This window comes from Pseudomonas sp. p21, from assembly GCF_001642705.1.
GTDB lineage: Bacteria > Pseudomonadota > Gammaproteobacteria > Pseudomonadales > Pseudomonadaceae > Aquipseudomonas.
Genome location: NZ_LWBV01000011.1, coordinates 1 through 22,782, shown reverse-complemented (window position 1 = coordinate 22,782; position 22,782 = coordinate 1). Strand labels below are relative to the sequence as shown.

The following is a 22,782-nucleotide window of genomic DNA, read 5'->3' as shown; positions in this document are numbered from 1 at the left end:
TCAGAGCTCCTGGCGGAGGTTGTCGGGATCGTGGAACGGCAGGGGCACCACCTTGGCATTGACCATCACGCCACCCTCCACGCGGATCGGGATATGCATGCCAGGCGTAGCCTGATGGGCGCCGGCGTAAGCCAGGCCGATGATCTGCCCCAGGGTTTGCGAGTATTCGCAGGATGTGACGTTGCCGCTGATGTCCGGCCCGTCCAGCACCAGATGCCCCTCCAGCGGTTGCGGGCTGCCCTTGGGCAGGGTGAAGCCGACCAGTTTGCGCTTGAGCGGCTGCGCTTCGAGGATCTCGATCGAGCGCTTGCCGACGAAGAATGGCTTCTTTCGGCCGATGGCCCACTGCATGTCGATCTCCGCCGGGTGGGTCATGCCGTCGGTGTCCTGGCTGATGATCACATGGCCCTTTTCCAGGCGCAGCAGGCGCTGGGTCTCGACACCGAACGGGCGAATGCCCAACCCCGCGCCGGCTTGCATCAAGGCGTCCCACAGGTGCTCGGCGTGCCGCGCCGGCACGTGCACTTCGTAGCCCAGTTCACCAACAAAGCCGACCCGCAGGATGCGCGCGGCAATGCCAGCCACCTTGCCCTGGCGTACGCCGAGGTAAGGGAAGGCCTCGGCCGACAGGTCCACCTCGTCACACAGCTTGGCCAGCACCTGGCGTGACAGCGGCCCGGCCAGGTTGACCGCGGCCAGGGCGGCGGTGACGTTGGTGATGTCCACGTCCAGGCGCCACTGCGCGTTCCACTTAAGCATCTGCTGGTAGATGCGGTCGACGCCGCTGGTGGTGGCGGTGACGTAGAAGTGCTGCTCGGCCAGCCGAGCGCACACGCCATCGTCGATCACCACGCCGTGCTCGTTGGTCATCAGCGCGTAGCGGGTGCGGCCGATGGCCAGCTTGGCGAAGCCGAAGGTGTACAGGCGCTCAAGCAGTTCGGCGGCGTCGGGGCCGCGCACGTCCAGGCCGCCGAGGGTGGAAACGTCGATCAGGCCGACCTTCTCGCGCACGTGGCGGGCTTCCTCCTGCATGCAGCGTTCGCGTTCCTCGGGCTTGCCATAATAGGCCGGGCGCTGCCAGATGCCGGCGGGCATCATCTTCGCCCCGGCTTCCAGGTGGCGGCGGTGCATCGGCGTTTGCCGGTACGGGTCGAAGGCGCGGCCAGCGACATGGGCCAGTTTTTCTGCCTGGAACGGTGGACGAGCGGTGGTCACCCCGGTCTCGCTGATGCTGCGCCCGGTGGCGTGGGCCACCAGGCGGGCGGTCGGCAGCGCCGAATGGCGGCCCTGGGAGGGGCCCATGCCGACCGTGGAGAAACGCTTGACCAACTGCACGTCGCGGTAGCCGCTGCGGGTGGCGTTGATGATGTCGCGCACTTGCAGGTCTTCGTCGAAGTCGACGAAATCCTTGCCTTTGGGGTGGGGGAAGATCGGCCAGGGGAAGTTGACCTTGGCTTCGGCGCTGAACACTGGCTGCGTCGGCGATTCCAGGCCCAGCGCTGCCAGCGCTTCGGCAGCCCCACGAGTGGCGTCGGCCAGTACATTGCCCAGTGCGTGACAGCCGTTCACCGAGCCGGCGATATCCAGCCCGGCCGGCAGGTTGCTGATGGCGAACTCGTCGCGGTTGACGTCGTAAGCCAGCTTGCCACCGGCCTGGCACAGCAACTGGTAAACCGGCATGTAGCCTGCCGACATGCACAGCAGGTCGCAGGCCAGGCGCAGTCCATGCGGGCCGACCTTGCCCTGGCCGGTGATCGGGCGAATGTCCACGCCACTCACGTGGCGCATGCCCGCTTCGTGCAGGGCCTCGTACACGGTGCTGCCCAGGTGCACGGGTATATCGCGGCGCTTCAGTTCGGCGGCCAGTGCGGCATCGGCTGGCGCGGCGCGCATGTCGACCACCGCGGCCACGGCCACGCCTTGCTCCTGCAGGTCGAGGGCGGCGAGGTAACCGTCATCGTGGCCGGTGAGGATTACCGCGCGCTGGCCAGGCTTTACCGCGTACAGCTTCATCAGCCGCTGCGCGGCGCTGGTCAGCATGACCCCCGGCAGGTCGTTGTTGCGGAACACCACCGGCTGGTCGAACGAGCCGGCCGCCACCAGGCAGCGGCTGGCGCGCACCTTGTACAGGCGTTTGTGCTGGATCACCGGCAGGTAGTTGTCGGTGAACCAGCCATTGCAGGTGGCTTCCAGCAGCACCTGGATGTTCGGGTGGCCCTCGACGGCAGCCAGCAGTTCCTGGCGCAGGCTGGCGGCGCGGGTGCCGGCGATGTCGAAGCGGGCGTAGGTGAGCGAGCCACCAAGCACCGGCTGTTGCTCGATCAGCAACACCTTGGCCCCGGCATTGGCCGCGTCCAGTGCCGCACGCAGGCCCGCCGGGCCGGCGCCGATTACCGCCAGGTCAACGAACAGATAGGCCTTGTCGTGATACTGCGGTTTGAAGCCGAGGTCGAGCACGCCCAGGCCGGCCTTCTTGCGGATCAGCGGCTCCCACACCTTCCACATGCCCTTGGGCTTGTAGAAGGAACGGTAATAGAAGCCCACCGGCATGAAGCGCGAGAACTTGCCCAGGTACGCGTCGCGGTCGTGCTCCAGGCTGCCGTTGAAGTTCTGCCCTTCGACCACCAGGCCGTCGCGAACGGCTTCCAGGTCGGCCAGCACGTTGGGCTCGTCCGGCAGTTGCACCAGGGTGTTGGCGTCCTGCCCGGCCATGCTCAGCGGGCCGCGCGGGCGGTGATACTTGAACGAGCGCGACAGCAGCCAGCGGCCGCTGCCGAGCAGGGCACTGGCGATGCTGTCACCGGCAAAGCCCTGGCAGGCCTGGCCGTCGAACTGGAAGCGCAGGGGCCGCTCGCGGTCGATCAGCAGGCCCATGGGCGCGGGGAGGCGAGTGTGGCTGTTCATCCGGCAATCTCCGGGGTGGCGGCGGGGGCGAAGTCGACGCGGCGGTCGAACAGTTCTTTCGGGTCGAAGGTGCGCAGCACCTGGTCGCTTACCGTGTGGCGTTCGGCCAGGAACCAGTAGCTGGAGGCGTTGTGCAGCCACCACTCGATCACCACCCCGGCCAGGTTGTCGCTGTTGAACACATAGTCGGCCCATTCGGCGTCACTGCAGGTGGCCGGGTCGGGCATGTGCTTGAACTCGCCGCCGTAGGTGAACTCGCTGATATTGCGCGGGCCGTTCAAAGGGCAGGTCAGGATCTTCATCGTCGTCGCTCCTAATGGCTGGCCGCAGTGGCGCCCATTTCGTTGACTTGCTGGAAGCGGCTGAAGCGCTCCAGGGCGAAGGGGGCGATCAGCTCCGGTACCTTGCCGCCGCTGGCGACCAGCTCGGCCATGGTCTTGCCGCAGATCGGCGTGGCCTTGAAACCCCAGGTGCCCCAGCCGGCGTCCAGGTAATAGTTGTGCACCGGCGACAGGCCCATGATCGGGCTGTAGTCCGGGGTCATGTCGGTCATCCCGGCCCACTGGCGCATCAGCTTGGCGTTGGCCATGAACGGGAACATCTCGATGGCGTGGGCCAGCAGGCTTTCCTTGAGGTCGAGGGTGGAGCGGGTGTTGTACAGCGGGTAAGGGTCGGAGCCTCCACCAAAAACGATCTCGCCACGGCTGGTCTGCTGCACGTAGCAGTGCAGCGCCGACGAGCTGACCAGCGGATCGAGGAATGGCTTGAACGGCTGGGTGACCATGGCCTGTAGCGGGTAGGTGTGGATCGGCGCGCGGATGCCGGCCTTGGCCATCAGCAGCGAGCTGGCCCCGGCCACCGCCTGCACCACGCAGCCACACTGCACGGTGCCGCGATTGGTCTTCACCGCCTCGATGCGGCCATTGCGAATCAGCAGGTCCTGCACTTCGGTCAGCTGGTGGATTTCCACGCCGCGCTTGGCTGCCTGCTTGGCGTAGCCCCAGGCCACCGCGTCGTGGCGTGCGGTGGCGCCGTCGATATGCCACAGGCCGGCCAGCACCGGTAGGTGGCCGGGATCCAGGTTCAGGCTGGGAACCAGTTCGCGGATCTGCTGGCGGTCGATCATTTCGGTACGGCCACCGAAGTGCTTGTTGACTTCGGCACGCTGGCGGAAGGCACGCACGGTGGCGTCGGTGTGCGCCAGGGTGAGCTGGCCGCGCTCGGAGTACATGATGTTGAAGTCGAACTCGTTCGACAGGTTCTGGAACATGCGCACCGATTCTGCGTAGAAGCGCACACCTTCGCTGGTGAGATAGTTGGAGCGGATCACCGCTGTGTTGCGCGCAGTGTTGCCGCCGCCCAGATAGGCCTTTTCCAGCACGGCGACATTGGTGACACCGTGGTATTTGGCCAGGTAGTAGGCGATTGCCAGGCCGTGGCCACCGCCGCCGATGATCACCACGTCATAGCGTGGCTTGAGTTCGCACGGTGGCGGCAGGTCGACCTCCACCGGGTAGTCGGCGCTCAGGCCGTATTTCAGCAGGGCGAAAGGCATGCGGTGCGCTCCTGGTGGGCGGCCTGTTGCTGCAGGTCGAGGGCGAGCAGGGTGTTTTTCATCAGGTAGGCGATGGTCATCGGGCCGACGCCGCCGGGCACCGGAGTGATACCCGCCACCCGGGGCAACGCAGCGGCGAAGTCGACATCGCCGACCAGGCGGCTGTGGCCGCCTTCATCGATGCGGTTGATACCGACATCGATCACCACCGCGCCGGGCTTGAGCCAGTCGGCACCGATCAGCCTCGGCTTGCCCACTGCGGCCACCAGGATGTCGGCCTGGCGACACAACGCCGGCAGGTCGCGGCTGCGCGAGTGCACCACGGTCACCGTGCAGTCCGCCTGCAGTAGCAGGGCGGCCATGGGCTTGCCAACGATGTTCGAGCGGCCGACCACTACCGCATGCTTGCCGCGCAGCTCGCCACAGGCATCGCGCAGCAGGCGCATGCAGCCGCTGGGCGTACACGGGGTGAGCACATCGCGGCCCTGGGCCAGGCCGCCGACGTTCTCGCTGTGGAAGCCGTCCACATCCTTCAGTGGGCTGATCGCCTGGAGAATGCGGTGTTCGTCGATATGGGCCGGCAACGGCAGTTGCACCAGGATGCCGTTGACCTCGGGGTCGCGGTTCAGGCGCTCGATCAGCGCCAGCAGCTGGGCCTGACTGGTGTCGGCGGGCAGGCGATGCTCCAGCGAGCGGATGCCTACCTCTTCAGCACGCAGCACCTTGTTGCGCACATACACCTGGCTGGCGGCATCGGTGCCTGCCAGCACCACGGCCAGGCCCGGTTGCACGCCGCCCTGGCGCAGTTCCCGAACCTGCTCACGCACCTCGGCCAGCACCCGCGTCGCGGTGGCCTTGCCGTCGATCAGCTTGACACTGGGAATGGTGCTCATTTGAAGATCACCGTGCGGTCGTGGTTCAGGAACACCCGGTGCTCCAGGTGGTACTTCACGGCGCGGGACAAGGCGATGGTCTCGGTGTCACGGCCGATGGCCACCAGGTCGTCCGGTGCGTAGGCATGGTCCACGCGTTGTACTTCCTGCTCGATGATCGGGCCTTCGTCCAGGTCGCTGGTAACGTAGTGGGCAGTGGCGCCGATCAGCTTCACCCCGCGCTGGTAAGCCTGGTGATATGGCTTGGCGCCCTTGAAACCGGGCAGGAACGAATGGTGGATGTTGATCGCCCGGCCCGACAGCTGGCGGCACAGGTCGTCGGAGAGGATCTGCATGTAGCGCGCCAGCACCACCAGTTCGGTGCCGGTGTCCTCGACGATGCGCAGCAGCGCGGCTTCCTGTTCGGCCTTGGTGTCCTTGCTGACCGGCAGGTAGACGAAACGGATGCCCTGGCGTTCGGCCATGGGGCGCAGGTCCAGGTGGTTGGAGACCACGGCGGTGATCTGCATGTCCAGTTCGCCCTTGGCATGGCGGTACAGCAGGTCGGACAGGCAGTGGTCGAACTTGCTCACCATCAGCAGCACGCGCATTGGCCGGGCGCTGCTGTGCAGGCTCCACTGCATGTCGAAACGCTGGGCGACATCGGCAAAGCCGGCCTCCAGCTGCGGCGTGTCGCCCGCGACACCGGTGTTGTAGCGGAACACCGCGCGCATGAAGAAGCGCCCGTTGTCCTCGTCGTCGAACTGCGCCATCTCGCTGATGTAGCAACCGTGCTCGGCCAGGTAGGTGGTCACTGCGGCGACGATGCCGGACACGGCCGGGCAGCTGACGCGCAGGATGAAGTGATCGGGAGCGGGGTGCATGTCGGATAGGCCTCGTGATGGAGTGGGGCAGATCGGGCACAAGGGCAAAAGAAGCTTCGCGAGGAGGCGAAGGGTTGTTTCTTTATAGGAATATAAATTTCCTTTAGGCGATTTATAGGCGAAGTCAGGGTTGGCGGTCTAGAGATTTGTGAAATTTTTTATCCTCTCAGGAAACTTTTTCGGGCCATCGCAGCTCCTGTGGGAGCCGGCTTGCCGGCGATAGGGCCCGCACAGGCGGCACAAAAACTGGCTATGCTTGCCCAATGACCAGTTCTCCCCCCCTGCGCCAACCCTGCCCCCCTGGCGCCTGCGACTGTGGCCGCGAACACCTGGCCAACCACCCGCAGACAGCCCAGCGCATCCTCCTGCTGACCCGCCAGGAAGAAAAGCGCCTGCTCGAACGCCTGGAAAACCTCAAGGACCTGGAAGACCTGCAGCGCCTGCAGCAACGGATGTACGAAAACCTTGGCATCCGCGTGCACATCGCCCCTGGCTTCAATGAGGTGCGGACCATGCGCGGCATCGTCATCGAACTGGACGACCAGCCCGGGCTGTGTCGCAAGACCCGGCAGTCGATCCCGGCGGCAATCCGTCGTGGGCTGGAGCGCAACCCGCAGGTTGCCTTCCGGTTGCTCGATACCCACGACCTGCTGCGTGATACCTGATCTTTCATCCCGGCGTAGGAGCGTCAGGCCCCACTAATTTTTCCGCCGCACGCTACGTCTACTTGAAAGCCCCCCTGCGCCAGGCGCGCAGCGGCATTCATCACTCAAGGAGACAGGCAATGACTTCCGTTTTCGACCGCGACGATATCCAGTTCCAGGTAGTGGTCAACCACGAAGAGCAATACTCGATCTGGCCCGATTACAAAGCCATCCCCAACGGATGGCGTGCTGTAGGCAAGAGCGGCCTGAAGAAGGATTGCCTGGCCTACATCGACGAGGTCTGGACCGACATGCGCCCGCTGAGCCTGCGCCAGAAAATGGCCGAAGCCGCCGCCCAGTGACTGCGTTGAACCTGCTGTGCCTGCCGTATTCCGGGGCCAGCGCCATGGTCTACAGCCGCTGGCGGCGCAAGCTGCCGGCGTGGCTGCAGGTACGCCCGGTGGAGCTACCCGGGCGTGGTGCGCGCATGGCCGAGCCACTGCACACCGACATGCAGGCCCTGGCCCGGCAACTGGCCGCCGAACAGCGCCTGGCGGCCAGCACTCCCTACGCGCTGCTCGGCCATAGCCTGGGCGCATTGCTGGCCTTCGAACTGGCCCATGAGCTGCAAGCGCTGGGCTGCCCGCCGCCACTGGCCTTGTTCGCCTGCGGCACCGCAGCGCCGACCCGCCGTGAGGACTACGACGGCAAGAACTGGCGCGAGCCCAAGAGCGACGCCGAGTTGATCGGCGAGTTGCGCGAGCTTCAGGGCACGCCCGAGGAAGTGCTGGCCAACGCCGAGCTGATGAGCCTGACCTTGCCCACCCTGCGCGCCGACTTCCTGCTCTGTGGTACCTACGCCTACCGCCAGCGGCCGGCGTTGCAGTGCCCGCTGCACGTGTTGGGCGGCATGCAGGACCGGGCCAGTGACGAGCAGTTGCAGGCCTGGCGCAAGGAAACCCACGGCGCGTTCTCGCTGCAGATGTTCCCCGGCGGTCACTTCTTCATCCATGAACATGAGGACCGGGTGCTCGCTGCGCTGGCCGCGTCGCTGCAACCGCTTCGGCTGTCCGCCTGATTGACGTCACCGCTTGCCTGGGGGAGGCTAGGCCTTTTCCCAGGCAAGAGGCAGACAATGCTGATCGATCCCTACAAGGCCACGCTGCTGGTCGTCGACATCCAGGAAAAACTCATCGGCGCCATGAGCGACCCTGAAGGCACCCGCGCGCGAGCCCGCTGGTTGCTGGCGGCGACGGCCGAGCTGGAACTGCCGACGGTGATTTCCGAGCAGTACCCCAAGGGCCTGGGCCATACCCTGGCCGAGCTGCTGGCCGCAGCGCCGGCCGCCGAGGTGGTGGAGAAAAGCCATTTTTCCTGCGTGGCCGCCGAGTGCCTGCCAGCAAGTCTGATGGCCCGGGAGCAAGTGATTGTCTGCGGCATGGAAACCCACGTCTGTGTGCTGCAGACCGTGCTCGGCCTGCTGGCACTGGGCAAACAGGTGTTCGTGGTCGAGGATGCCTGTGACAGCCGTACCCCGGCGAGCAAGGCCGCAGGCCTGGCGCGCATGCGGGCGGCGGGGGCGCAGGTGGTGACCCGCGAAATGGTCCTGTTCGAGCTTATGGGCAGTGCCGGCCACCCGCTGTTCCGCCACATCAGCAAGACCTATCTGGTCGGTGAACAGCCCTGAACGGCCGGTTACTGGCTGCCGGGTTGATGGCCCTGGCGCTGCTGCAAGGCTGCGCCGGGCGCCGTGAGGAAGCGCCCGAGGCGGACCCGGCCAAGGTCCGCGCCCAACTGCTGCGGCTGTTGCCCGCCCAGGCCAAGGACCGGGAGGGCTGGGCCCGGGACATTCAGGTGGCGTTCGAGGCCCAGCGCATTGCCCCCGGCAAGAGCAACCTGTGCGCGGTGCTGGCGGTGACCGAGCAGGAGTCGACCTTCAGCGCCGACCCGCAGGTGCCCAACCTGGGGCGTATCGCCCGTGAGGAAATCGACCGCCGCGCCGCGCGCCTGCATATCCCCAAGCTGCTGGTAGACGGTGCACTGAAGACGCCGTCGGGTAACGGCAAGAGCTACCAGCAGCGCTTGCAGGCGGTGCGCAGCGAGAAGCAGTTGAGCGAACTGTACGATGAGGTCATCGCTCGCGTGCCGCTGGGCAAGACCTTGCTTGGCGGGCTGAATCCGGTGCATACCGGTGGGCCGATGCAGGTCAGCATCGACTTCGCCGAAAAGCATGCGCGGGATTACCCCTACAGCCACGACGGCAGCATTCGCCAGGAAGTGTTCACCCGGCGCGGCGGCATGTATTTCGGTATCGCCCACTTGCTAGGCTATTCGGCCAACTATGATCGCCAACTGTATCGCTTTGCCGATTTCAACGCGGGCTGGTACGCCAGTCGCAATGCGGCATTCCAGGCAGCACTGAGCAAGGCGACGGGGGTGACGCTAGCGCTGGACGGCGATCTGGTAGCGCCGGGCTCGATCATGCCGGGCACTACCGAACAGGCAGCGCGCAAGCTGGGGGCGAAGCTTGGGTTGCGCAACCCGCAGATTCGCAGCCAGCTGGAGGAGGGCGATAGCTTGGCCTTCGAGGACAGCAAGCTGTACAGCGGGGTGTTCGCCCTGGCGGAGGCAGCGGCCGGCAAGCCGCTGCCACGAGCGGTGCTGCCGGGGATCCAGCTGAAAAGCCCGAAGATTACCCGCAAGCTGACCACGGCGTGGTTTGCCGGGCGGGTGGATGAGCGCTATCAGCGGTGCATGAAGCGTTAGCTGTCTACGTTTTGCAGCGGCCTCTTCGCGGGCAAGCCCGCGAAGAGGCCGGCATAGGCGCTATCAGCTTTCGGCCAATGCCCCAACCACCTGATCCACACTGGCCTTCAATCCGGCAAGCGCATCCTCAGGGTCACTTTCCACCACCACCAGCTTCGCCCCGGCTGCCTTGATCACCTCGGCCACAGCCGCCTCCGGCTGCCGGTGGTCCAGCACTAGCGCCACATCCTGAGCCTTCAGATTGTCACCCAGTGTCTTCAGCGCAGCCGCATCCCACTCGGCCGGCAACGGTTGCTCGACCACGTCGAGGTTCAATCCGCTAGCCAGATAAGCCAGCCGCTCCGACAAGCTCACCACCGTCAGGTTGTCGACTTTGGCCAATCGCGTCTGGCTGCTGGCTGACAGCTCCAGCAACTGGCGCTTGAGCCCTGCCAGGTTGCCCTGGATCTTCGCCTTGGCGTCCGGCGCCAACCGCTCCAGGTCATTGGCTACCACATCGGCCATGCGCCCGAAGTTGTTTGGGTTGAGCCAGGGGTAGGCGCCATAGGCCTCGTCACCGTTCACCGCAATACCCGGCAGCGCGCCATCCAACGGCCGGGCGGCGTCGATCTCGACGATCCGGATATTGCTGCGCCGGGCCATCGGGTACAGCGGGTCGTCACGCCAGATCGAGCGCACGCCGATCACCGCGTCGGCCTGCTGCGCGGCCTTGTGCAGGCCGGCACCACCGCGCCCGCTGAAATAAGACGGCTGGCGGCTGGCCGGCAGGTTGGCGGGCGCTGCACGTGTGAGCTGCACCGCTGTGCCGTCGAGCAGGGCGCTGGCCAGGCTGTGGGTGACGGGCAGGGTGGTCAGCACTTGCGTGGCGAAAGACAACGACGGCAGGCCGGCCAGGGCCAGTACCAGAGTCAGGCGTTTCAGGTTCATGCCGGGTTTCCTTGCAGGCGTGGGACGAGGGCGCGGGCCAGCGCCGCGAGAGCGAAGCAGATGCCGGCCACCAGGATGATCGCGGCGCCGGACGGTACCGGCAGGTCGAAAACGATCGGCAGCAGGATGCCGAGCAGCGTGCTCAGCGTGGCGATCAGCACCGACAGGAAGAAAAAGCCTTTCAGCGACTGGCTGACCAGGCGTGCGGCGGCAGCGGGAATTACCAGCAGCGCCCCGACCAGGATCGCCCCGATCACCTTCACCGAGGCCACCGTGACCAAGGTCACCAGCACCACGAACAGGTAGTCCAGGGTTTTCACCGCCACCCCGCGCACGGCCGCCAGTTGCGGGTTGAAACTGGCCAGCATGATACGGTTGTACAGCGGCACGGCCAGCACCAGCACCAGCGCCGCGACGATGCCCAGCACCACCAGGTCCTGGCCGCTGACGGTCAGCACCGAGCCGAACAGCACGTTCTCGAGGATGTGCACGTTGATCTTGCCCGCCAGCATCAGCAGCAGGCTGGCGCCCAGCGCCAGCGACACCGACAGGAACACGCCGATCAGCGTGTCCGGCGACAGCCCGGTGCGATTGCGCAGGAAGTTGAGCAAGATGCCGAACAGCAGGCAGTAGCCGAACAGGCTGCCATAGGGGCCGGTGTAGGGTTCGCCCAGCAGGATGCCGATGGCCACGCCGGTCAGCGCGGCATGGCCGACTGCCTCGGAGAAGAAGGCAAAGCGCTTGACCACCACCAGGGTGCCCAGGCCGCCCAGCACCGGGCCGATCATCAGGCCGGCCAGCAGAGCGTTGACCACGAAGCCGTAGGCCAGCGCCTCGGGCAGGTAGCCGGCAGTGGCCCAGTCCTGGACTGTTTGGCGAAAGGTTTCAAAACTCATCAGGCAAGGCTCTCGCTACGCGGGTGAACGGAGAACAGGCCAAGCAGGCGCTCCGGGGTCAGGGCCTGGGCGGGTGGGGCGTCGAACAGTACCTGGCGGCTCAGGCCGGTAACCAGGTCGGCCAGGCGCAGCACGGCCTCCAGATCGTGCTCGATCCACAGCACGGTGGTGCCGGCCTGGCGCCAGCCCAGCAGCAGTTGCTCGAACACCTGGATGCCGGCTTCATCAAGGGCCGACATCGGCTCGTCCAGCACCAGCAGTTGCGGCTCGGGGATCAGGCCCTGGGCCAGCAGCACACGCTGGCGTTCGCCGCCAGACAGCGCGCCCATGCGCCGTTTGCGCTTGTCCAGCATGCCGACCTGTGCCAGGGCCGCGTCGATGGCCGGCTGCACACGGCGCGACAGGCCGAGGAAGGCGGGGCGGCGCTGGCACATGGCAGCCATGAAGTCGTCCACGGTCATCGGCAGGCCACGGTCGAACTCCAGTGCCTGCGGCACATAGCCGATCACTTCGCGTTCGCCGGGCCAGTGCAGGGTCAGCTGGCCCTGGTGCGGCATTTGCCCGAGCAGGGTCTTGATCAGCGAGCTCTTGCCGCCGCCGTTGGGGCCGACGATGGCATGCACGCTGCCAGCGGCGACGTTGAAGCTGACCTGTTCGAGGATGCGGGTGCGGCCCAGGGTCAGGTCGATGCCGGCGAACTCGATGCGCGGCCCGCAGGCCGCCACCAGGTTGGCGGCGGCGGTCATGCGCGGTTCTCCTGAATGGCGCGGACCACGGTGTCGAGGTTGCGCTTCATCTCCACCTCGTACTTGTCCTTGGTGTATTCGCCGTAGGAAATGTGCGTCAGTGGGTACAGGCGCACGCCGGATTCACGCTGGATGGTTTCGACATAGGCCGATGGAAAGTCCATTTCCGAGAAGATCACCCGCACGTCCAGCGCCTTGAGCTGGTCGATGGTCTTCTTCAGCTGGGCCGGACTGGGTTCGATGCCATGGGCTGGCTCGACCACCGCGGTCACCTCCAGGCCGAAGTCGCGCACCAGGTAGTCGTAGGCAGCATGGATGGTGGCGACCCGGAAGGTGGCACTGGGGGCCTCGGTGACCTTGGCCAGTGCGTCGGCACGCAGTGTGCGCAGGCGCTTGGCATAGGCGCGGGCGTTTTGCGTGTAAAGCCTGGCGTTGTCCGGGTCGAGCTTGCCCAGTTCCCGGGCGATGTTGTTGACCTGGGCAATGGTGGTGCTGATCGACAGGAAGGTGTGCGGGTTGACCACCTTGCCGGCACCGCGGGCGGCAATGCCGGTGGCAGCCAGCAACGGTACGTTCTGGTTGGCCTCGATGGTGTTGATGCCGGGCTTTTCGCTGGCGGCGATCATGCGGTCGGCGAAATCGTCATGGCCGACGCCATTGAGTACCACCACGTCCAACGTGCCGATGCGCTTGATGTCCTCGGCCCGTGGTTCGTAGGCATGGGGGTTGAAACCTGCCGGAATCAGCGGCACCACTTCGGCCTTGTCGCCGACGATGTTGCTCACGTAGCTGTAGTAGGGGTGCAGGGTGATGCCGATGCGCAGCGGCTTGCCGTTATCGGCCAGGGCCAGTGCCGGCAGGGCAAGGGCCAGGAGCAGGGCGAGGGCGGAGCGGAGCATGGGGGAGTCCTTGGGTTCAGTGACGGTGTTCGCGGGTGACCCCGGCGTCGTAGTGGCTGACCACCTGCTGCCAGCCGGCGGCGATCAGTGCGGCTTGGCCGAGGTCGTCCGGGGGCAGGGCGGCGCTGTCCCGGCGCAGCCAGACATCGGCTTGGCCGGTGCTGTCGGCCGGCAGGATCAGCAGCAGGCTGCCGGCCACTTCCGGGGCCTGGCTGCGGCCCAGGTATGCCCCGGGTTCCAGCCACGACCATTGGTGGCTGCCGCGGCTCTGGCTGCCGGCATCGACCACGAACGGCGGCAGGCCTTCCTCGGCCAGGGCCTGTACGCTGGGCGCGGCGGCGTTTTCTTCACGCAGCAACTGGATCTCGTCGAAGGCCACCCGCAGGTCGGTGTACAGGCCTTGCTCGGCGGCGGTGAGGTCGCGACGGGCGTCGATCTGGTGGCTGGCAATGGCCTGTTCGTCCTCGCGTTCGCCGCGCAGCAGCACCACGCTGGCAGCGAGTACCACGATCAGCAGGCTGACCAGCAGCACGTAAAGGGTTTCGTGCCCGGCACCGGCCGAGCGGATCACTTGGGCGCGGTTCATGGCTGGGCGATATCGGCATAGTCGACTTCAACCACGTGCCCGGGGCCGGCATCGAACAGCACGTAGAATTCGCCGTCCGGGCGCTTGAAGGTGAGGGTCGAGTCATCACCGAGCTTGCCGCCGACCAGCACCTGTTCGTCGTAGCCGATCACATCCAGGGTTACCCCGGGGGCACCGCTGCCGTCCGAGAAACCGCCGGTGCACTTGACCTGGCCGCTGGCCAGTTCTTCGCATTCGCACATCGGGTTGTGCGCCAGGGCCGGGCCAGCGGCCAGCACCAGCAAGGGCAGGGTGAGGGTGCGCATCACGTGCTTCATTTCTTGCCTCCTTGTTTCTCGAGCCAGGCCACGGTGGCTGGCGATGCCTTGGCCAGCGGGACCGACGCCTGGTGCATGCTGCCGTCCCAGCCTTCCAGGGTGATCCAGATCTGCGCATCGGGCTTGGTGCGTGGCGGGATCGGTAACGAGGTGCTCATGTTGTACGGTGCACCGAAGAAAATGGTGCCGGCGGCGCGCAGGCTGCGCGGTTTGCCGATGCGCAGGTAGGCCGCCTTGACGCCGTTGATGCAGGCCTTGCACAGCGATGCATTGAAGACCTTGAAGTGGCCGGCCGGGCCGTCGGCGCGGGGGGCCTCGTCACGCATTTCAGCCAGGTCCAGGGTATAGGGGCCGACCTGGATGTCGTTGATCACATTGGCGCCGAGCCCCGCCTCGCCGCGGAACAGCTTGGCGTCGGCGAAGTACTTGGGCATGAAGCCCAGCGGGATGAGGATCAGCAGGATGTTCAGGTGAAAACGCCACTTCAGCCATCGTTGCTTCAGCGGGCTGGTGGGCACGGCTTGGGCCTGGCTCATGGGCGGATCTCCACGGGGGTTTCATTGCGCGCCATGCGCGGCGTGCGTTCGCTGCGCTTGAGGGCGGCGGCGGTGGCCTGGGCGGTGCGCTTGGTCCAGATCAGCAAGCCGCTGAACACCATCAGGGTGAGGACCAGGCCGAAGAAGAACCACACCAGCTTGATCGGCAGGCCGCCAAAATCACCGGTGTGCAGTGGGCGCATGGACTCGGTGACGAACTCCAGCGCCGAGCGGTCGCTGATCAGGAACTGGCTGTCGACATTACGCGTGTAGGGGTTCACCGAAGCGCTCTGGAACATCAGCGGGTACCAGCCCGGCCCGGCCAGGGTGACGTGGCTGTAGGCGGTGGCCGGCAGCGAGATAAAGCTGATCTCCAGCCCCGGGATCGCCAGGCCGGCAATGCGTGCCGCTTCATCCAGGTCGATGCGCGGTGCCGGGCTGCCAGTCGGGGTTTGCGGCACGTCCTCACGGGCGATCACCGGCACGATGGGCCGGCTGGAAATGGTGATGTGGTTGTCGGCCAGGATCGCCTGGATCAGGAACCAGGTGCCGGTGATGGAAATGACCGCAATGAACCAGATCGACCAGACCCCGGCCAGGCGGTGCAGGTCGCCCCAGAAAATCCGCGAACCATGGCCGGTGCGCACCGGCTTGAAGAAGCCCTTCCAGAACTTCTTGTACACCACCAGACCGGTGACCAGCGAAGCCAGCATAGGCAGGCCGAGCAGCGACACCAGATACCAGCCCCAGCTGAAGCCGTTGGTGAACGGCACCAGCCACCAACCGTGCAGGGCGCGGGTGAAGGCTTCGAAGTTGAAGTCCGGGGTCTTGCCCTGGATGGCCCCGGTGTAGGGGTTTACATACAGCGTCGGGCTGGTGCCGTCAGGCAAGGTGACATTGGCTTTGACCGCGAAGTGCGAACCGTCGGGCTGGTTGAGCCGCTCCACCACCATGTCCGGCTCGGCCTTGTGCAGGGCCTCCAGTAGCTGCTGGAAGCTCAGGCGCTCGACGTCGGCGCCGGGCTTGTTGGCGCGCACGGCCGGGTCGGCCAGCCAGACGATTTCCTGGCTGACCACGGCGAGCATGCCGGTGAAGCAGACGATCAGTACAAAGAACCAGATCGGCAAGGCGAGCCAGCTGTGGACCAGGAACCACAGCCTGGATTTGGATTTTTTCGGTGATTTGGCCATCTGACGGTCTTCTGCAATGGGGAGTCGAGCGTGTGCCCAGCCAAAGAGGGGCTGTACTGATAAAGACGAATGAGAATCGAAAACCTGCCGTTGTAAATGCAAGCAAATGTTTCAGGATGCAAAGAAACCTGAAAGCTGGCGCGACCCTGTAGGAGCAGCCTTGTGCTGCGAAGAGGCCGGTACTGACAATGCATCTCTGTTGTCAGTACCGGCCTCTTCGCAGCACAAGGCTGCTCCTACAGGTCCTGTTACATGCCTTGAGGGCAGCCCAATCAAGCAGGGGGATCAGACGCGGGTCAGGGCCACTGCCGGTTGCGGCTTGCCGTGCAGCTGCGCCAGGTCCTGGTACAGCGCGCGGCCAATTTCCGCGGCGCGTGCCGGTAGCACCGAGAGCAAGGTGTCGCTCAGGCCATGGCTGTTTTCGCAGAAGCCCTGCAGGTACACCGAGGCCTGCAGGTCGGGGCTGGCCAGCACGCGGTAGTTGCGGTCGACGTTGAAATCGTCCAGGTAGCCGGCCAGGGGCGCCAGCAGGTCACGGTGCGAGCGGCGTTCGTAGCCGGTGGCGAGGATCACTGCGTCGTAGCGGTGGGTTTGCTGCTGGCCGGTGGCGAGGTCGCGCAAGGTCAGTTCCAGGCCTTCGCGAGTGGCCACCACGGCTTCGACCTGGCGCCGGCACAGCACGTTGTGGCGGTACTGGTGGGCGACCTTCTGCCGGTAGAGGATGCCGTAGATGCGTTCGATCAGGTTGAGGTCGACCACCGAATAGTTGGTGTTGTGGTATTCGCCCAGCAGCTTGCTGCGCTGGTCGGCCGGTTCGTTGTAGACCAGGTCGGTGTAGTCCGGCGAGAAGATCTCGTTGACGAACGGGCTGTCGTCGGCAGGCTTGAGGGCCGAACCGCGCAAAATCATGTCGACCTTGACCGACGGGTAGCTGTCATTGAGGTCGATGAACGCCTCGGCGGCACTCTGGCCCGAACCGATCACGGCAATGCGCATCGGCTTGCCGGCGGTGCACGGCAGCTTGTTCAGGCTGCTCAGGTACTGGGAGTGATGGAATACCCGCGGGTCGTCCTTGAAGGCGCCGAACTTTTCCGGGATTTTCGGCGTGCCGCCGCTGCCGACCACCACCGAACGGGTGCGGCGGCTGTATTCGCGGCCTTGTACATCGCGCGAGACCAGGCGCAGGTGCTCGACCCGACCCGCGTGCACTTCCGGCTCGATGCGCAGCACTTCCTCGCCATATACCGCCTGGGTGGCGAAGTGCTCGGCGGCCCAGCGCAGGTAGTCGTTGTACTCGAGGCGGCAGGGGTAGAAGGTGCCGAGGTTGATGAAGTCGGCCAGGCGCTGCTTCTGGTGCAGGTAGTTGACGAAGCTGTAGGGGCTGGTGGGGTTACGCAGCGACACCAGGTCCTTGAGGAACGAGATCTGCAACTCGCTCTGGGTGGCCAGGGTTTCGCCGTGCCAGCGGTAGTCCTGCTGTTTGTCGATGAACAGCGCGTCGAGGGCATGGCCCTGGGACTCGGCGAGTTCTTCCAGGACGATGGCCAGGGCCAGGTTGGAAGGGCCGAAGCCCACGCCGATCAGATCTTTGATGGTTTCCTGCTGTGAGGGCTGGCTCATGGCTGCGATTCCCTGAATGGTCGAATTTGGACGCCCGCCGGGGCTCCGGCTCCTGCGCAAGTACATGAGTTGGAACGAGCCAGACGAGGGGGAATTTAAGCGGGCTAAAGAACTGCGTGAGGCGGCCGATAGGGGGGGTTACGGCAAGGACCGATCTTTCTGGCAGGGAATCGACATGAGCGGAATTACGGCAAGCAACCTGATGATCAATGGCGTCTCAGCGCAGACGCTGAGCGCGAACGCAGCTACTGAGCGCGAACAGGCAAAACAGGCCGGTGAGGCGCTGGGCCCGTTGAGTATCAGCAGTGACAGCATGAAGGTCTCAGCGGGTAGCCAGGCGCAATCCACCGACAGTGAGGACAGTGGCGACTCGCAGGCGGTGACCGAGCTGCGTCAACTGATCAAGGATCTGCAGAAGCAACTGGCCGAGGAGCAGAAGCAGTTGGCTGCGTTGCAGAACAGCAAGATGGACGAGGCTGCCAAGGCGGCTGCAGTGGGGGCCAAGCAGGCGAGCATTGCCACCATCAACGGGCAGATCATGGCGGCCACGGCGCAGTTGCTGGAGCTGTTGCAGCAAGAGGGCGGCAGCAGTGCGGGCGGGATGGTCAGCGCCACGGCTTGAAACCTTGGGGCTGCGATAGGGCCCGTTCAGGGCCCTATCATTTCTGGCTCAGCTCACTCGGCCGCCAGGCGCCCCTTGTTCTGCCGCTCCGCCTTGTACTGCATGGCCACCGCCGGTGCCGGCTTGGCGGCACCGGTTTCCAGCCACTGGCGCATGCGGCTGGCATCGGCGAAGTGGGTGTACTTGCCAAAGGCATCGAGAATGACCATGGCCACCGGGCGGTTGTCCATGCGGGTCAGCAGCACCAGGCAGTGCCCGGCTTCATTGGTGAAGCCGGTCTTGGTCAGCTTGATGTCCCAGTTGCTCTTGTTCACCAGGTGATCGGTGTTGCGGAAGCCCAGGGTGTAGTTGGGCTTGCGGAAGGCCACGGTCTTCTCGCGGGTGGTCGACAGTTCACTCAGCATCGGGTACTTGCGCGAGGCCATCAGCAGCTTGGCCAGGTCGCGGGCGCTGGATACGTTCTGCGTCGACAGGCCGGTCGGCTCGACGTAGCGGGTATGCGCCATGCCCAGGCTGCGGGCCTTGGCATTCATTGCCTTGATGAACGCCGGGTAGCCGCCGGGGTAATGGTTGGCCAAGGTGTTGGCCGCACGGTTTTCCGATGACATCAGGGTAATCAGCAATGTTTCGCGGCGGTCGAGCTGGCTGCCCAGGCGCACACGCGAATACACGCCTTTCATTTCCGGGTTGTTGGCAATGGTCATGGTGAGCATCTCATCCATGGGCTGCTTGGCATCCAGCACTACCATCGCCGTCATCAGTTTGGTCACCGAGGCAATCGGCACCACGCGGTCGGCGTGGCTCGAATACAGCTCCTGGTTAGTGTTCAGGTCGATCAGCAGGGCGCTGCCAGAGGCAAGGTGCAGCTTGGACGGGTCGCGTTGAACCTGGGCCGGGGGTTGTGCAGCAGCGGTCGACGGAAGGGTCGCAGTACCTGTGAGCAACAGCAGCAGGCTGAGGATGGACAGGGATGTTTTCACGTTGAGGCTCACTAAAAGTTGGTATGTCGTTGGCTGTGCAAGGGTTTTCCCCCTAAAAACCGCTGCATTCTGGAGTATGGCTGAACGCCTGTCGAATGCCTTATATCCAAAGGGCGCAACGTGAACGAAATTTAATCCTGTACCAATTCTGTACCAATTACGTTCGTTTCCAGTTTCGCCAATTCGGCCCAGTCGTTAGCCGAATTCAGCCATTTCGCGTAGGTGGAAAGGAGCACCTGAACCGAGTGCCCAAGCTGCCCTGCAATGAAAGCCGGGTTCATCCCTGACATGAGGCACATCGTGGCATAAGTGTGCCGGCAGTTGTACTGGGGGCGATGCTTGAAGCCCTTCGCTTCGACCGCCTGGTTGAAGTGCTTACCGGCGGTCTCGGGTACGGTGATGTGTGGCGACGAGCCTGCTGGCTGACACGGAGCAGGGAAGTGGAAAAGCGCAGCTGTATAGGGTTGATCGAAGCAGGCGAGCCGCTGATTCAGAAGGCCGTCGACGCCATGCGGGAGTACCACTAGGCCCAGGGCCGTGGCGCGCCGCCTGAAGAAATCGAGCGCCTGCGGCTATTGGCCGAGTCGCTATTCCAAGCGGTCTCCGACTGGCAGTCGCGCGCTGTCACCAAGGCGCGGGGGAAGGATCTGGCTCCGCTGCACTAGGCTGCGCTTATGGCTGAACCACAGCTGTATTGAGACCAAACAGCGATACGCGTCGCCATCTTCAAGCTGCTAGCACGGGCTGAGGCTAGAGCGGGAGCTGGTGACAGTATGGCCCACCTCGATAGCTGGTCAGCAATATGAACGTGGGTACGACGTCCACAGGCGTTCACAGCTATCGGAGAGCTGCCACGTTCCAGACAGTAGTCACAGATAATTCATAACGAAGGTCACTTCACTGTTGGCGGAGCCAGCACCCATCCCCTCATCATATTGGCCATTATTACCAGTCGGTAAGGTACGGATATACTTAGCGTTCAAGGGTATCGAGAAGTTTCCTCCGCCTGTGGAGTATTCATTGAAGACATAAATTTTGTCGAGTTGTATGGGGGCCTGATTGCGGTCAAGTAATTGCAGTGCAATACCTTTCGCTGTCGAGCTTTTGTTTAATTCGACAATGCCGAGTGCACTGTTCACCGCAGGGGAGCCTGACGTGGCAGATAAGCTATAGCTCACTTTCTGGATTCCACTCGGGCAGTTATTTAATTTTATATTGAACGCTTTTGGTGGAGTGGAATTTCCATTTTTTGAAAATATGCTTAGGTTGTATTCGCCCATTGCAACGGCGATGTTTGGAGTTTCGCACGACTGAAGTATAATGGCTGAGCTATTATCAGTTGCCATTGCTAAAGGTCGTACGCTTGCCGATTCTATTTGTATATACCCTAGGACTCCGGCTGGTATGGTTGCGCCTGGTGAGATTTCTCCCGTTTTAACTATGCGTAGGGCGTTTGTAGTGGTATTGAATCCGTATCCGCCAGGTTGTCGAGGTTTTCCACCGCCAAATCCGATATATTCAATGCCCTGATAAATCCACTGCCACGAAAGCCCCGTATTACCTATTGGGAAATAAGTTGACGTTGAGTCCGCACCCGCGTTGTTTTTAATCCCGTTCGTGAATGTGGTCGAGCATTCGTACGATGCGTCGCCATTAAAGGTCATAGCCGGGGATTCGTAAATCACGGTGTTGACTGCTGCGTCTCTGGGGATGGAAAGCGTGGAAGGTATACTTATATTTATCTGTTTTTGTGAATGCCCGTCGTAAAACTTGCAAGCTGCAAACGAGAACGAAGGTGCAGCGATAAAAATACAAGCTGCCAGTGATGTGATAGGTTTAATCATTGCTGAGCCCCTCAACGAATTTCCAGTTGAACTCGGGGTGCTCGGTCGTTAAGCGATGATAAACCTCGTTTAAATGGGGGCTCTCTGCCTCACTAGATGGTTTGTTTGAAGTGTGATGAGATGATGAAGCGCACGCAGAAATAGTAAAGAATATACTTGATATAACTATATTCCAGCCATTATAATGCTTGCTTGCTTGGTCATAAGTTTGCCTTGTATCTTGCATGGTGCATGCCCGGTAAGTGAGTGCACCAAGTTACCCCCGGAATGGCTGGAGGTTTAATCAGACAATTCTGATAGCTACATAGCGCCCAGATGATAGGAAGATCTCTACCAGGAGCGGTTGTTTTGCTGAATTGGCTTTGCAGGCGTTGACTGGCTACCCGTGTCGTATATGCCTCGATTCTGCCCCTACCTTCCAACATGCGGGGCCCTGCTCGGCATCAACATAAACGGGATCGAAGAGATCGACGGCGTGCTGTACGTGCAATCGTGGTGGTGTAGGAAGGAATGATGGCAGGACTGCCACAGCCCTAGGTGTCCGAACTGGATGACCAGGCTGCCCTGCGCGAGGATCCCGATGGACGCCCGGCCGTGCTCAGTGAAATGGCCTACGCTGCGCGCCGGCGTCGAGAGGTTGATGATGAGGACGTGGTCGACATGCTGGAGATCGTCGAGACGGCCAGGTTGTGGGCGCTTGCCGAATCTTGGAGGGTGTGGGAGTAGGTCGGCAGAGCGCCGGAGGAGTGCGAAAATCAATTCCAAAATTGAAATGGCGACCCTTGCAGTATGCGGCCTGTAGCCGTGCCGTTTCGTCGTTGTTTTTGAATCGATTTTGCCTTGCAGGCAACATGGAGTGGAGGTGTATAACGCGGTCTTGAAAACCATTGAGCAGACCTACGCCTTGGCCGCACCTGTTGGGCGGCTCGATTGGCCTCTGCGAGCGGCCGCTTTCGACCCATTGCAGACGCTCGCAGAGCGAAGACTGCGGCAAGATCTTCGTGTTTTGCCGAGTCCCAGTTTCGATGTCGGTGCTCGCAGTCAGCTTGCTGCATGAGGTAGCGGCGTCAAGCCACTATCTTTGATCGCTGCGTCGGCTTGTGGCGATGCCAGATAGTCGAGGAGCGCCTGGGCTGCGGCATGATGCTGGCTCTTGGTGACGACAGCGCCAGAATACATCGTCATTTTCTGCGCTTCAGCCGGGATCAGACCAACGATGTCGATCCCCTTTACTGGCTTAAGCTCACTGAGCTGTTGGAAGCCGATCTGTGCTTCGCCGCGAGCGATCACCGCGCCGACAGGCTCGGCAGGTATCATGTGAGCCTTGGCCACGAACTGGTCACCGAGCTGCAGGCGAGGGAACAGGGTCTTGGAAAGATAGACGCCGCTTGCGCTGTCGGAGTACGCGACAGAGCTGCTGTTTTGCAGCACTGTGCGCAAGGCCTGCATGGTGCCTATGTCCGGCTTCGATTCGCCTTTGCGAACGGCCATGGCAATAAAAGACTTTCCGAGATCAATTCGGCTGGCCTTATCGGCTAGACCGCTAGCGACCAGGTTGTCGAGCGCCGAACCTACCATCAGAACTACATCCGCCTGCTCACCGCGGGCGAGCCTATTTGGGACGGCCTGTGGGGTTTCCCCCATCGAAGGCGCGGCTAGAACTTCCAGCTTCACGCCGTATGTCTTCTCATAAGCTGGCGCCACTTCCCGGATAGCGCCCATGATACCGCCGGAACTAAGAACGGTCTGTAGTGGTCAACTAATCCCGGACACCGGATTAAGTTTTTCCTCGGCAATCGCCGGAGGTAACCCACCGTTGAACTAACGACGTACTTTCACCCCCGAATTCAAGCGCGAGGCAGCCGGCCTGGTGCTCGACCAGGGCTATAGCCTTACTGAAGCCGCCCGGTCGCTCGACTTGGTTGAATCGGCGCTGCGCCGCTGGGTGAATCAACTCCAGTCAGAACGTGGCGGTGCTACGCCAACGAGCAAGG

At 63.4% G+C, this 22,782-nt stretch carries 23 protein-coding genes and 3 pseudogenes; 9 read left to right on the top strand and 17 right to left on the bottom strand.

Annotated elements, in window-relative coordinates:
• From A4C63_RS24585 to purU, 5 genes are read right to left on the bottom strand one after another with little or no spacing between them, the layout of a single operon-like run.
• A complete protein-coding gene (locus A4C63_RS24585; RefSeq protein WP_063915038.1) occupies positions 1-2,904 on the bottom strand; it encodes a 2Fe-2S iron-sulfur cluster-binding protein in 2,904 nt (967 codons plus the stop codon).
• Positions 2,901-3,206 (bottom strand): sarcosine oxidase subunit delta, encoded by a 306-nt coding sequence (locus tag A4C63_RS24580; protein ID WP_063915037.1) that lies wholly within the window; start codon positions 3,204-3,206, stop codon positions 2,901-2,903. The genes A4C63_RS24585 and A4C63_RS24580 overlap by 4 nt, the downstream gene beginning before the upstream one ends.
• An 11-nt stretch (positions 3,207-3,217) precedes the next feature.
• Positions 3,218-4,459: an FAD-dependent oxidoreductase gene (locus A4C63_RS24575; RefSeq protein WP_063915036.1), complete on the bottom strand. Its 1,242-nt coding sequence runs from the start codon at positions 4,457-4,459 to the stop codon at positions 3,218-3,220.
• Positions 4,441-5,352, bottom strand: a complete 912-nt coding sequence (folD, locus tag A4C63_RS24570) for a bifunctional methylenetetrahydrofolate dehydrogenase/methenyltetrahydrofolate cyclohydrolase FolD (RefSeq protein WP_063915035.1) — start codon at positions 5,350-5,352, stop codon at positions 4,441-4,443. Before folD ends, A4C63_RS24575 begins: the two co-directional genes overlap by 19 nt.
• Entirely contained in the window at positions 5,349-6,215 is an 867-nt protein-coding gene (purU, locus tag A4C63_RS24565) for a formyltetrahydrofolate deformylase (RefSeq protein ID WP_063915034.1), read from the bottom strand. Before purU ends, folD begins: the two co-directional genes overlap by 4 nt.
• Positions 6,216-6,478: 263 nt before the next feature.
• On the opposite strand from purU, the gene A4C63_RS24560 reads away from it, so the two are divergent.
• From A4C63_RS24560 to A4C63_RS24540, 5 genes are all read left to right on the top strand, one after another.
• Positions 6,479-6,880 carry a hypothetical protein gene (locus tag A4C63_RS24560; protein WP_063915033.1) on the top strand — a complete coding sequence of 134 codons (402 nt, stop codon included), beginning with the start codon at positions 6,479-6,481 and terminating at the stop codon, positions 6,878-6,880.
• A gap of 119 nt (positions 6,881-6,999) precedes the next feature.
• The gene (locus A4C63_RS24555) at positions 7,000-7,221 is read left to right on the top strand and encodes an MbtH family protein (protein ID WP_003256222.1); all 222 of its coding nucleotides are present in this window, start codon (positions 7,000-7,002) and stop codon (positions 7,219-7,221) included.
• Positions 7,218-7,937 (top strand): thioesterase II family protein, encoded by a 720-nt coding sequence (locus A4C63_RS24550; RefSeq protein ID WP_063915032.1) that lies wholly within the window; start codon positions 7,218-7,220, stop codon positions 7,935-7,937. Before A4C63_RS24555 ends, A4C63_RS24550 begins: the two co-directional genes overlap by 4 nt.
• Positions 7,938-7,994: 57 nt before the next feature.
• A complete protein-coding gene (locus tag A4C63_RS24545; RefSeq protein ID WP_063915031.1) occupies positions 7,995-8,546 on the top strand; it encodes a hydrolase in 552 nt (183 codons plus the stop codon).
• A gap of 26 nt (positions 8,547-8,572) precedes the next feature.
• Positions 8,573-9,625 (top strand): DUF1615 domain-containing protein, encoded by a 1,053-nt coding sequence (locus A4C63_RS24540; protein WP_063915030.1) that lies wholly within the window; start codon positions 8,573-8,575, stop codon positions 9,623-9,625.
• 63 nt (positions 9,626-9,688) lie between these two features.
• Here the strand turns inward: A4C63_RS24540 and A4C63_RS24535 are convergent, their stop codons facing one another.
• The 9 genes from A4C63_RS24535 to A4C63_RS24495 all read right to left on the bottom strand — a co-directional run bounded on the left by A4C63_RS24535 (position 9,689) and on the right by A4C63_RS24495 (position 17,342).
• On the bottom strand, positions 9,689-10,552 hold the full coding sequence (locus A4C63_RS24535) for a metal ABC transporter solute-binding protein, Zn/Mn family (RefSeq protein WP_063915029.1): 864 nt from the start codon (positions 10,550-10,552) through the stop codon (positions 9,689-9,691).
• Positions 10,549-11,448 carry a metal ABC transporter permease gene (locus A4C63_RS24530; protein ID WP_063915028.1) on the bottom strand — a complete coding sequence of 300 codons (900 nt, stop codon included), beginning with the start codon at positions 11,446-11,448 and terminating at the stop codon, positions 10,549-10,551. The genes A4C63_RS24535 and A4C63_RS24530 overlap by 4 nt, the downstream gene beginning before the upstream one ends.
• Positions 11,448-12,194, bottom strand: coding sequence for a metal ABC transporter ATP-binding protein (locus A4C63_RS24525; RefSeq protein WP_063915027.1), 747 nt, complete (start codon positions 12,192-12,194; stop codon positions 11,448-11,450). The genes A4C63_RS24530 and A4C63_RS24525 overlap by 1 nt, the downstream gene beginning before the upstream one ends.
• Positions 12,191-13,093, bottom strand: coding sequence for a metal ABC transporter substrate-binding protein (locus A4C63_RS24520; RefSeq protein ID WP_063915026.1), 903 nt, complete (start codon positions 13,091-13,093; stop codon positions 12,191-12,193). Before A4C63_RS24520 ends, A4C63_RS24525 begins: the two co-directional genes overlap by 4 nt.
• A 16-nt stretch (positions 13,094-13,109) precedes the next feature.
• Positions 13,110-13,679 (bottom strand): DUF6162 family protein, encoded by a 570-nt coding sequence (locus A4C63_RS24515; protein ID WP_063915025.1) that lies wholly within the window; start codon positions 13,677-13,679, stop codon positions 13,110-13,112.
• A complete protein-coding gene (locus A4C63_RS24510) occupies positions 13,676-13,996 on the bottom strand; it encodes a hypothetical protein (RefSeq protein WP_063915024.1) in 321 nt (106 codons plus the stop codon). Before A4C63_RS24510 ends, A4C63_RS24515 begins: the two co-directional genes overlap by 4 nt.
• The gene (locus A4C63_RS24505; RefSeq protein ID WP_063915023.1) at positions 13,993-14,532 is read right to left on the bottom strand and encodes a hypothetical protein; all 540 of its coding nucleotides are present in this window, start codon (positions 14,530-14,532) and stop codon (positions 13,993-13,995) included. Before A4C63_RS24505 ends, A4C63_RS24510 begins: the two co-directional genes overlap by 4 nt.
• Complete coding sequence (locus A4C63_RS24500) at positions 14,529-15,722, bottom strand: PepSY domain-containing protein (RefSeq protein WP_063915022.1); 1,194 nt, start codon at positions 15,720-15,722, stop codon at positions 14,529-14,531. The genes A4C63_RS24505 and A4C63_RS24500 overlap by 4 nt, the downstream gene beginning before the upstream one ends.
• Positions 15,723-16,007: 285 nt before the next feature.
• Positions 16,008-17,342 (bottom strand): lysine N(6)-hydroxylase/L-ornithine N(5)-oxygenase family protein, encoded by a 1,335-nt coding sequence (locus A4C63_RS24495; RefSeq protein ID WP_063915021.1) that lies wholly within the window; start codon positions 17,340-17,342, stop codon positions 16,008-16,010.
• Between the two features lie 175 nt (positions 17,343-17,517).
• On the opposite strand from A4C63_RS24495, the gene A4C63_RS24490 reads away from it, so the two are divergent.
• Positions 17,518-17,964 carry a hypothetical protein gene (locus tag A4C63_RS24490; RefSeq protein WP_063915091.1) on the top strand — a complete coding sequence of 149 codons (447 nt, stop codon included), beginning with the start codon at positions 17,518-17,520 and terminating at the stop codon, positions 17,962-17,964.
• Positions 17,965-18,017: 53 nt separating this feature from the next.
• Here A4C63_RS24490 and pbpG read toward each other — a convergent pair whose 3' ends face one another.
• The gene (gene pbpG, locus A4C63_RS24485) at positions 18,018-18,944 is read right to left on the bottom strand and encodes a D-alanyl-D-alanine endopeptidase (RefSeq protein ID WP_063915020.1); all 927 of its coding nucleotides are present in this window, start codon (positions 18,942-18,944) and stop codon (positions 18,018-18,020) included.
• A 440-nt stretch (positions 18,945-19,384) separates the two neighbouring features.
• Between pbpG and A4C63_RS26915 the strand changes: the two are divergent.
• Positions 19,385-19,609: pseudogene (locus A4C63_RS26915) on the top strand (hypothetical protein).
• Between the two features lie 204 nt (positions 19,610-19,813).
• Here A4C63_RS26915 and A4C63_RS26910 read toward each other — a convergent pair.
• A complete protein-coding gene (locus tag A4C63_RS26910) occupies positions 19,814-20,788 on the bottom strand; it encodes a fimbrial protein (protein ID WP_082888417.1) in 975 nt (324 codons plus the stop codon).
• A 537-nt stretch (positions 20,789-21,325) separates the two neighbouring features.
• Here A4C63_RS26910 and A4C63_RS24475 point away from each other — a divergent pair.
• On the top strand, positions 21,326-21,514 hold the full coding sequence (locus tag A4C63_RS24475; RefSeq protein ID WP_156510924.1) for a hypothetical protein: 189 nt from the start codon (positions 21,326-21,328) through the stop codon (positions 21,512-21,514).
• 315 nt (positions 21,515-21,829) lie between these two features.
• On the opposite strand, the pseudogene A4C63_RS24470 reads toward A4C63_RS24475, so the two are convergent.
• A pseudogene (locus tag A4C63_RS24470) lies at positions 21,830-22,534 on the bottom strand (substrate-binding domain-containing protein); the annotation flags it as partial.
• Positions 22,535-22,613: 79 nt separating this feature from the next.
• Here A4C63_RS24470 and A4C63_RS26175 point away from each other — a divergent pair.
• Positions 22,614-22,782, top strand: a pseudogene (locus A4C63_RS26175) (transposase); the annotation flags it as partial.

Excerpts from the sequence above, each read along its gene's own strand:
- A4C63_RS24540 (WP_063915030.1), top strand. The coding sequence starts at position 8,573 with ATGGCCCTGGCGCTGCTGCAAGGCTGCGCCGGGCGCCGTGAGGAAGCG.
- A4C63_RS24500 (WP_063915022.1), bottom strand. The coding sequence starts at position 15,722 with ATGGCCAAATCACCGAAAAAATCCAAATCCAGGCTGTGGTTCCTGGTC.
- folD (WP_063915035.1), bottom strand. The coding sequence starts at position 5,352 with ATGAGCACCATTCCCAGTGTCAAGCTGATCGACGGCAAGGCCACCGCG.
- A4C63_RS24555 (WP_003256222.1), top strand. The coding sequence starts at position 7,000 with ATGACTTCCGTTTTCGACCGCGACGATATCCAGTTCCAGGTAGTGGTC.
- A4C63_RS24535 (WP_063915029.1), bottom strand. The coding sequence starts at position 10,552 with ATGAACCTGAAACGCCTGACTCTGGTACTGGCCCTGGCCGGCCTGCCG.
- A4C63_RS24580 (WP_063915037.1), bottom strand. The coding sequence starts at position 3,206 with ATGAAGATCCTGACCTGCCCTTTGAACGGCCCGCGCAATATCAGCGAG.
- A4C63_RS24505 (WP_063915023.1), bottom strand. The coding sequence starts at position 14,532 with ATGAGCCAGGCCCAAGCCGTGCCCACCAGCCCGCTGAAGCAACGATGG.
- A4C63_RS24495 (WP_063915021.1), bottom strand. The coding sequence starts at position 17,342 with ATGAGCCAGCCCTCACAGCAGGAAACCATCAAAGATCTGATCGGCGTG.
- A4C63_RS24560 (WP_063915033.1), top strand. The coding sequence starts at position 6,479 with ATGACCAGTTCTCCCCCCCTGCGCCAACCCTGCCCCCCTGGCGCCTGC.
- A4C63_RS24525 (WP_063915027.1), bottom strand. The coding sequence starts at position 12,194 with ATGACCGCCGCCGCCAACCTGGTGGCGGCCTGCGGGCCGCGCATCGAG.
- A4C63_RS24510 (WP_063915024.1), bottom strand. The coding sequence starts at position 13,996 with ATGAAGCACGTGATGCGCACCCTCACCCTGCCCTTGCTGGTGCTGGCC.
- A4C63_RS24515 (WP_063915025.1), bottom strand. The coding sequence starts at position 13,679 with ATGAACCGCGCCCAAGTGATCCGCTCGGCCGGTGCCGGGCACGAAACC.
- A4C63_RS24585 (WP_063915038.1), bottom strand. The coding sequence starts at position 2,904 with ATGAACAGCCACACTCGCCTCCCCGCGCCCATGGGCCTGCTGATCGAC.
- A4C63_RS24545 (WP_063915031.1), top strand. The coding sequence starts at position 7,995 with ATGCTGATCGATCCCTACAAGGCCACGCTGCTGGTCGTCGACATCCAG.
- A4C63_RS24490 (WP_063915091.1), top strand. The coding sequence starts at position 17,518 with ATGAGCGGAATTACGGCAAGCAACCTGATGATCAATGGCGTCTCAGCG.
- A4C63_RS24520 (WP_063915026.1), bottom strand. The coding sequence starts at position 13,093 with ATGCTCCGCTCCGCCCTCGCCCTGCTCCTGGCCCTTGCCCTGCCGGCA.
- A4C63_RS26910 (WP_082888417.1), bottom strand. The coding sequence starts at position 20,788 with ATGATTAAACCTATCACATCACTGGCAGCTTGTATTTTTATCGCTGCA.
- A4C63_RS24530 (WP_063915028.1), bottom strand. The coding sequence starts at position 11,448 with ATGAGTTTTGAAACCTTTCGCCAAACAGTCCAGGACTGGGCCACTGCC.
- A4C63_RS24575 (WP_063915036.1), bottom strand. The coding sequence starts at position 4,459 with ATGCCTTTCGCCCTGCTGAAATACGGCCTGAGCGCCGACTACCCGGTG.
- purU (WP_063915034.1), bottom strand. The coding sequence starts at position 6,215 with ATGCACCCCGCTCCCGATCACTTCATCCTGCGCGTCAGCTGCCCGGCC.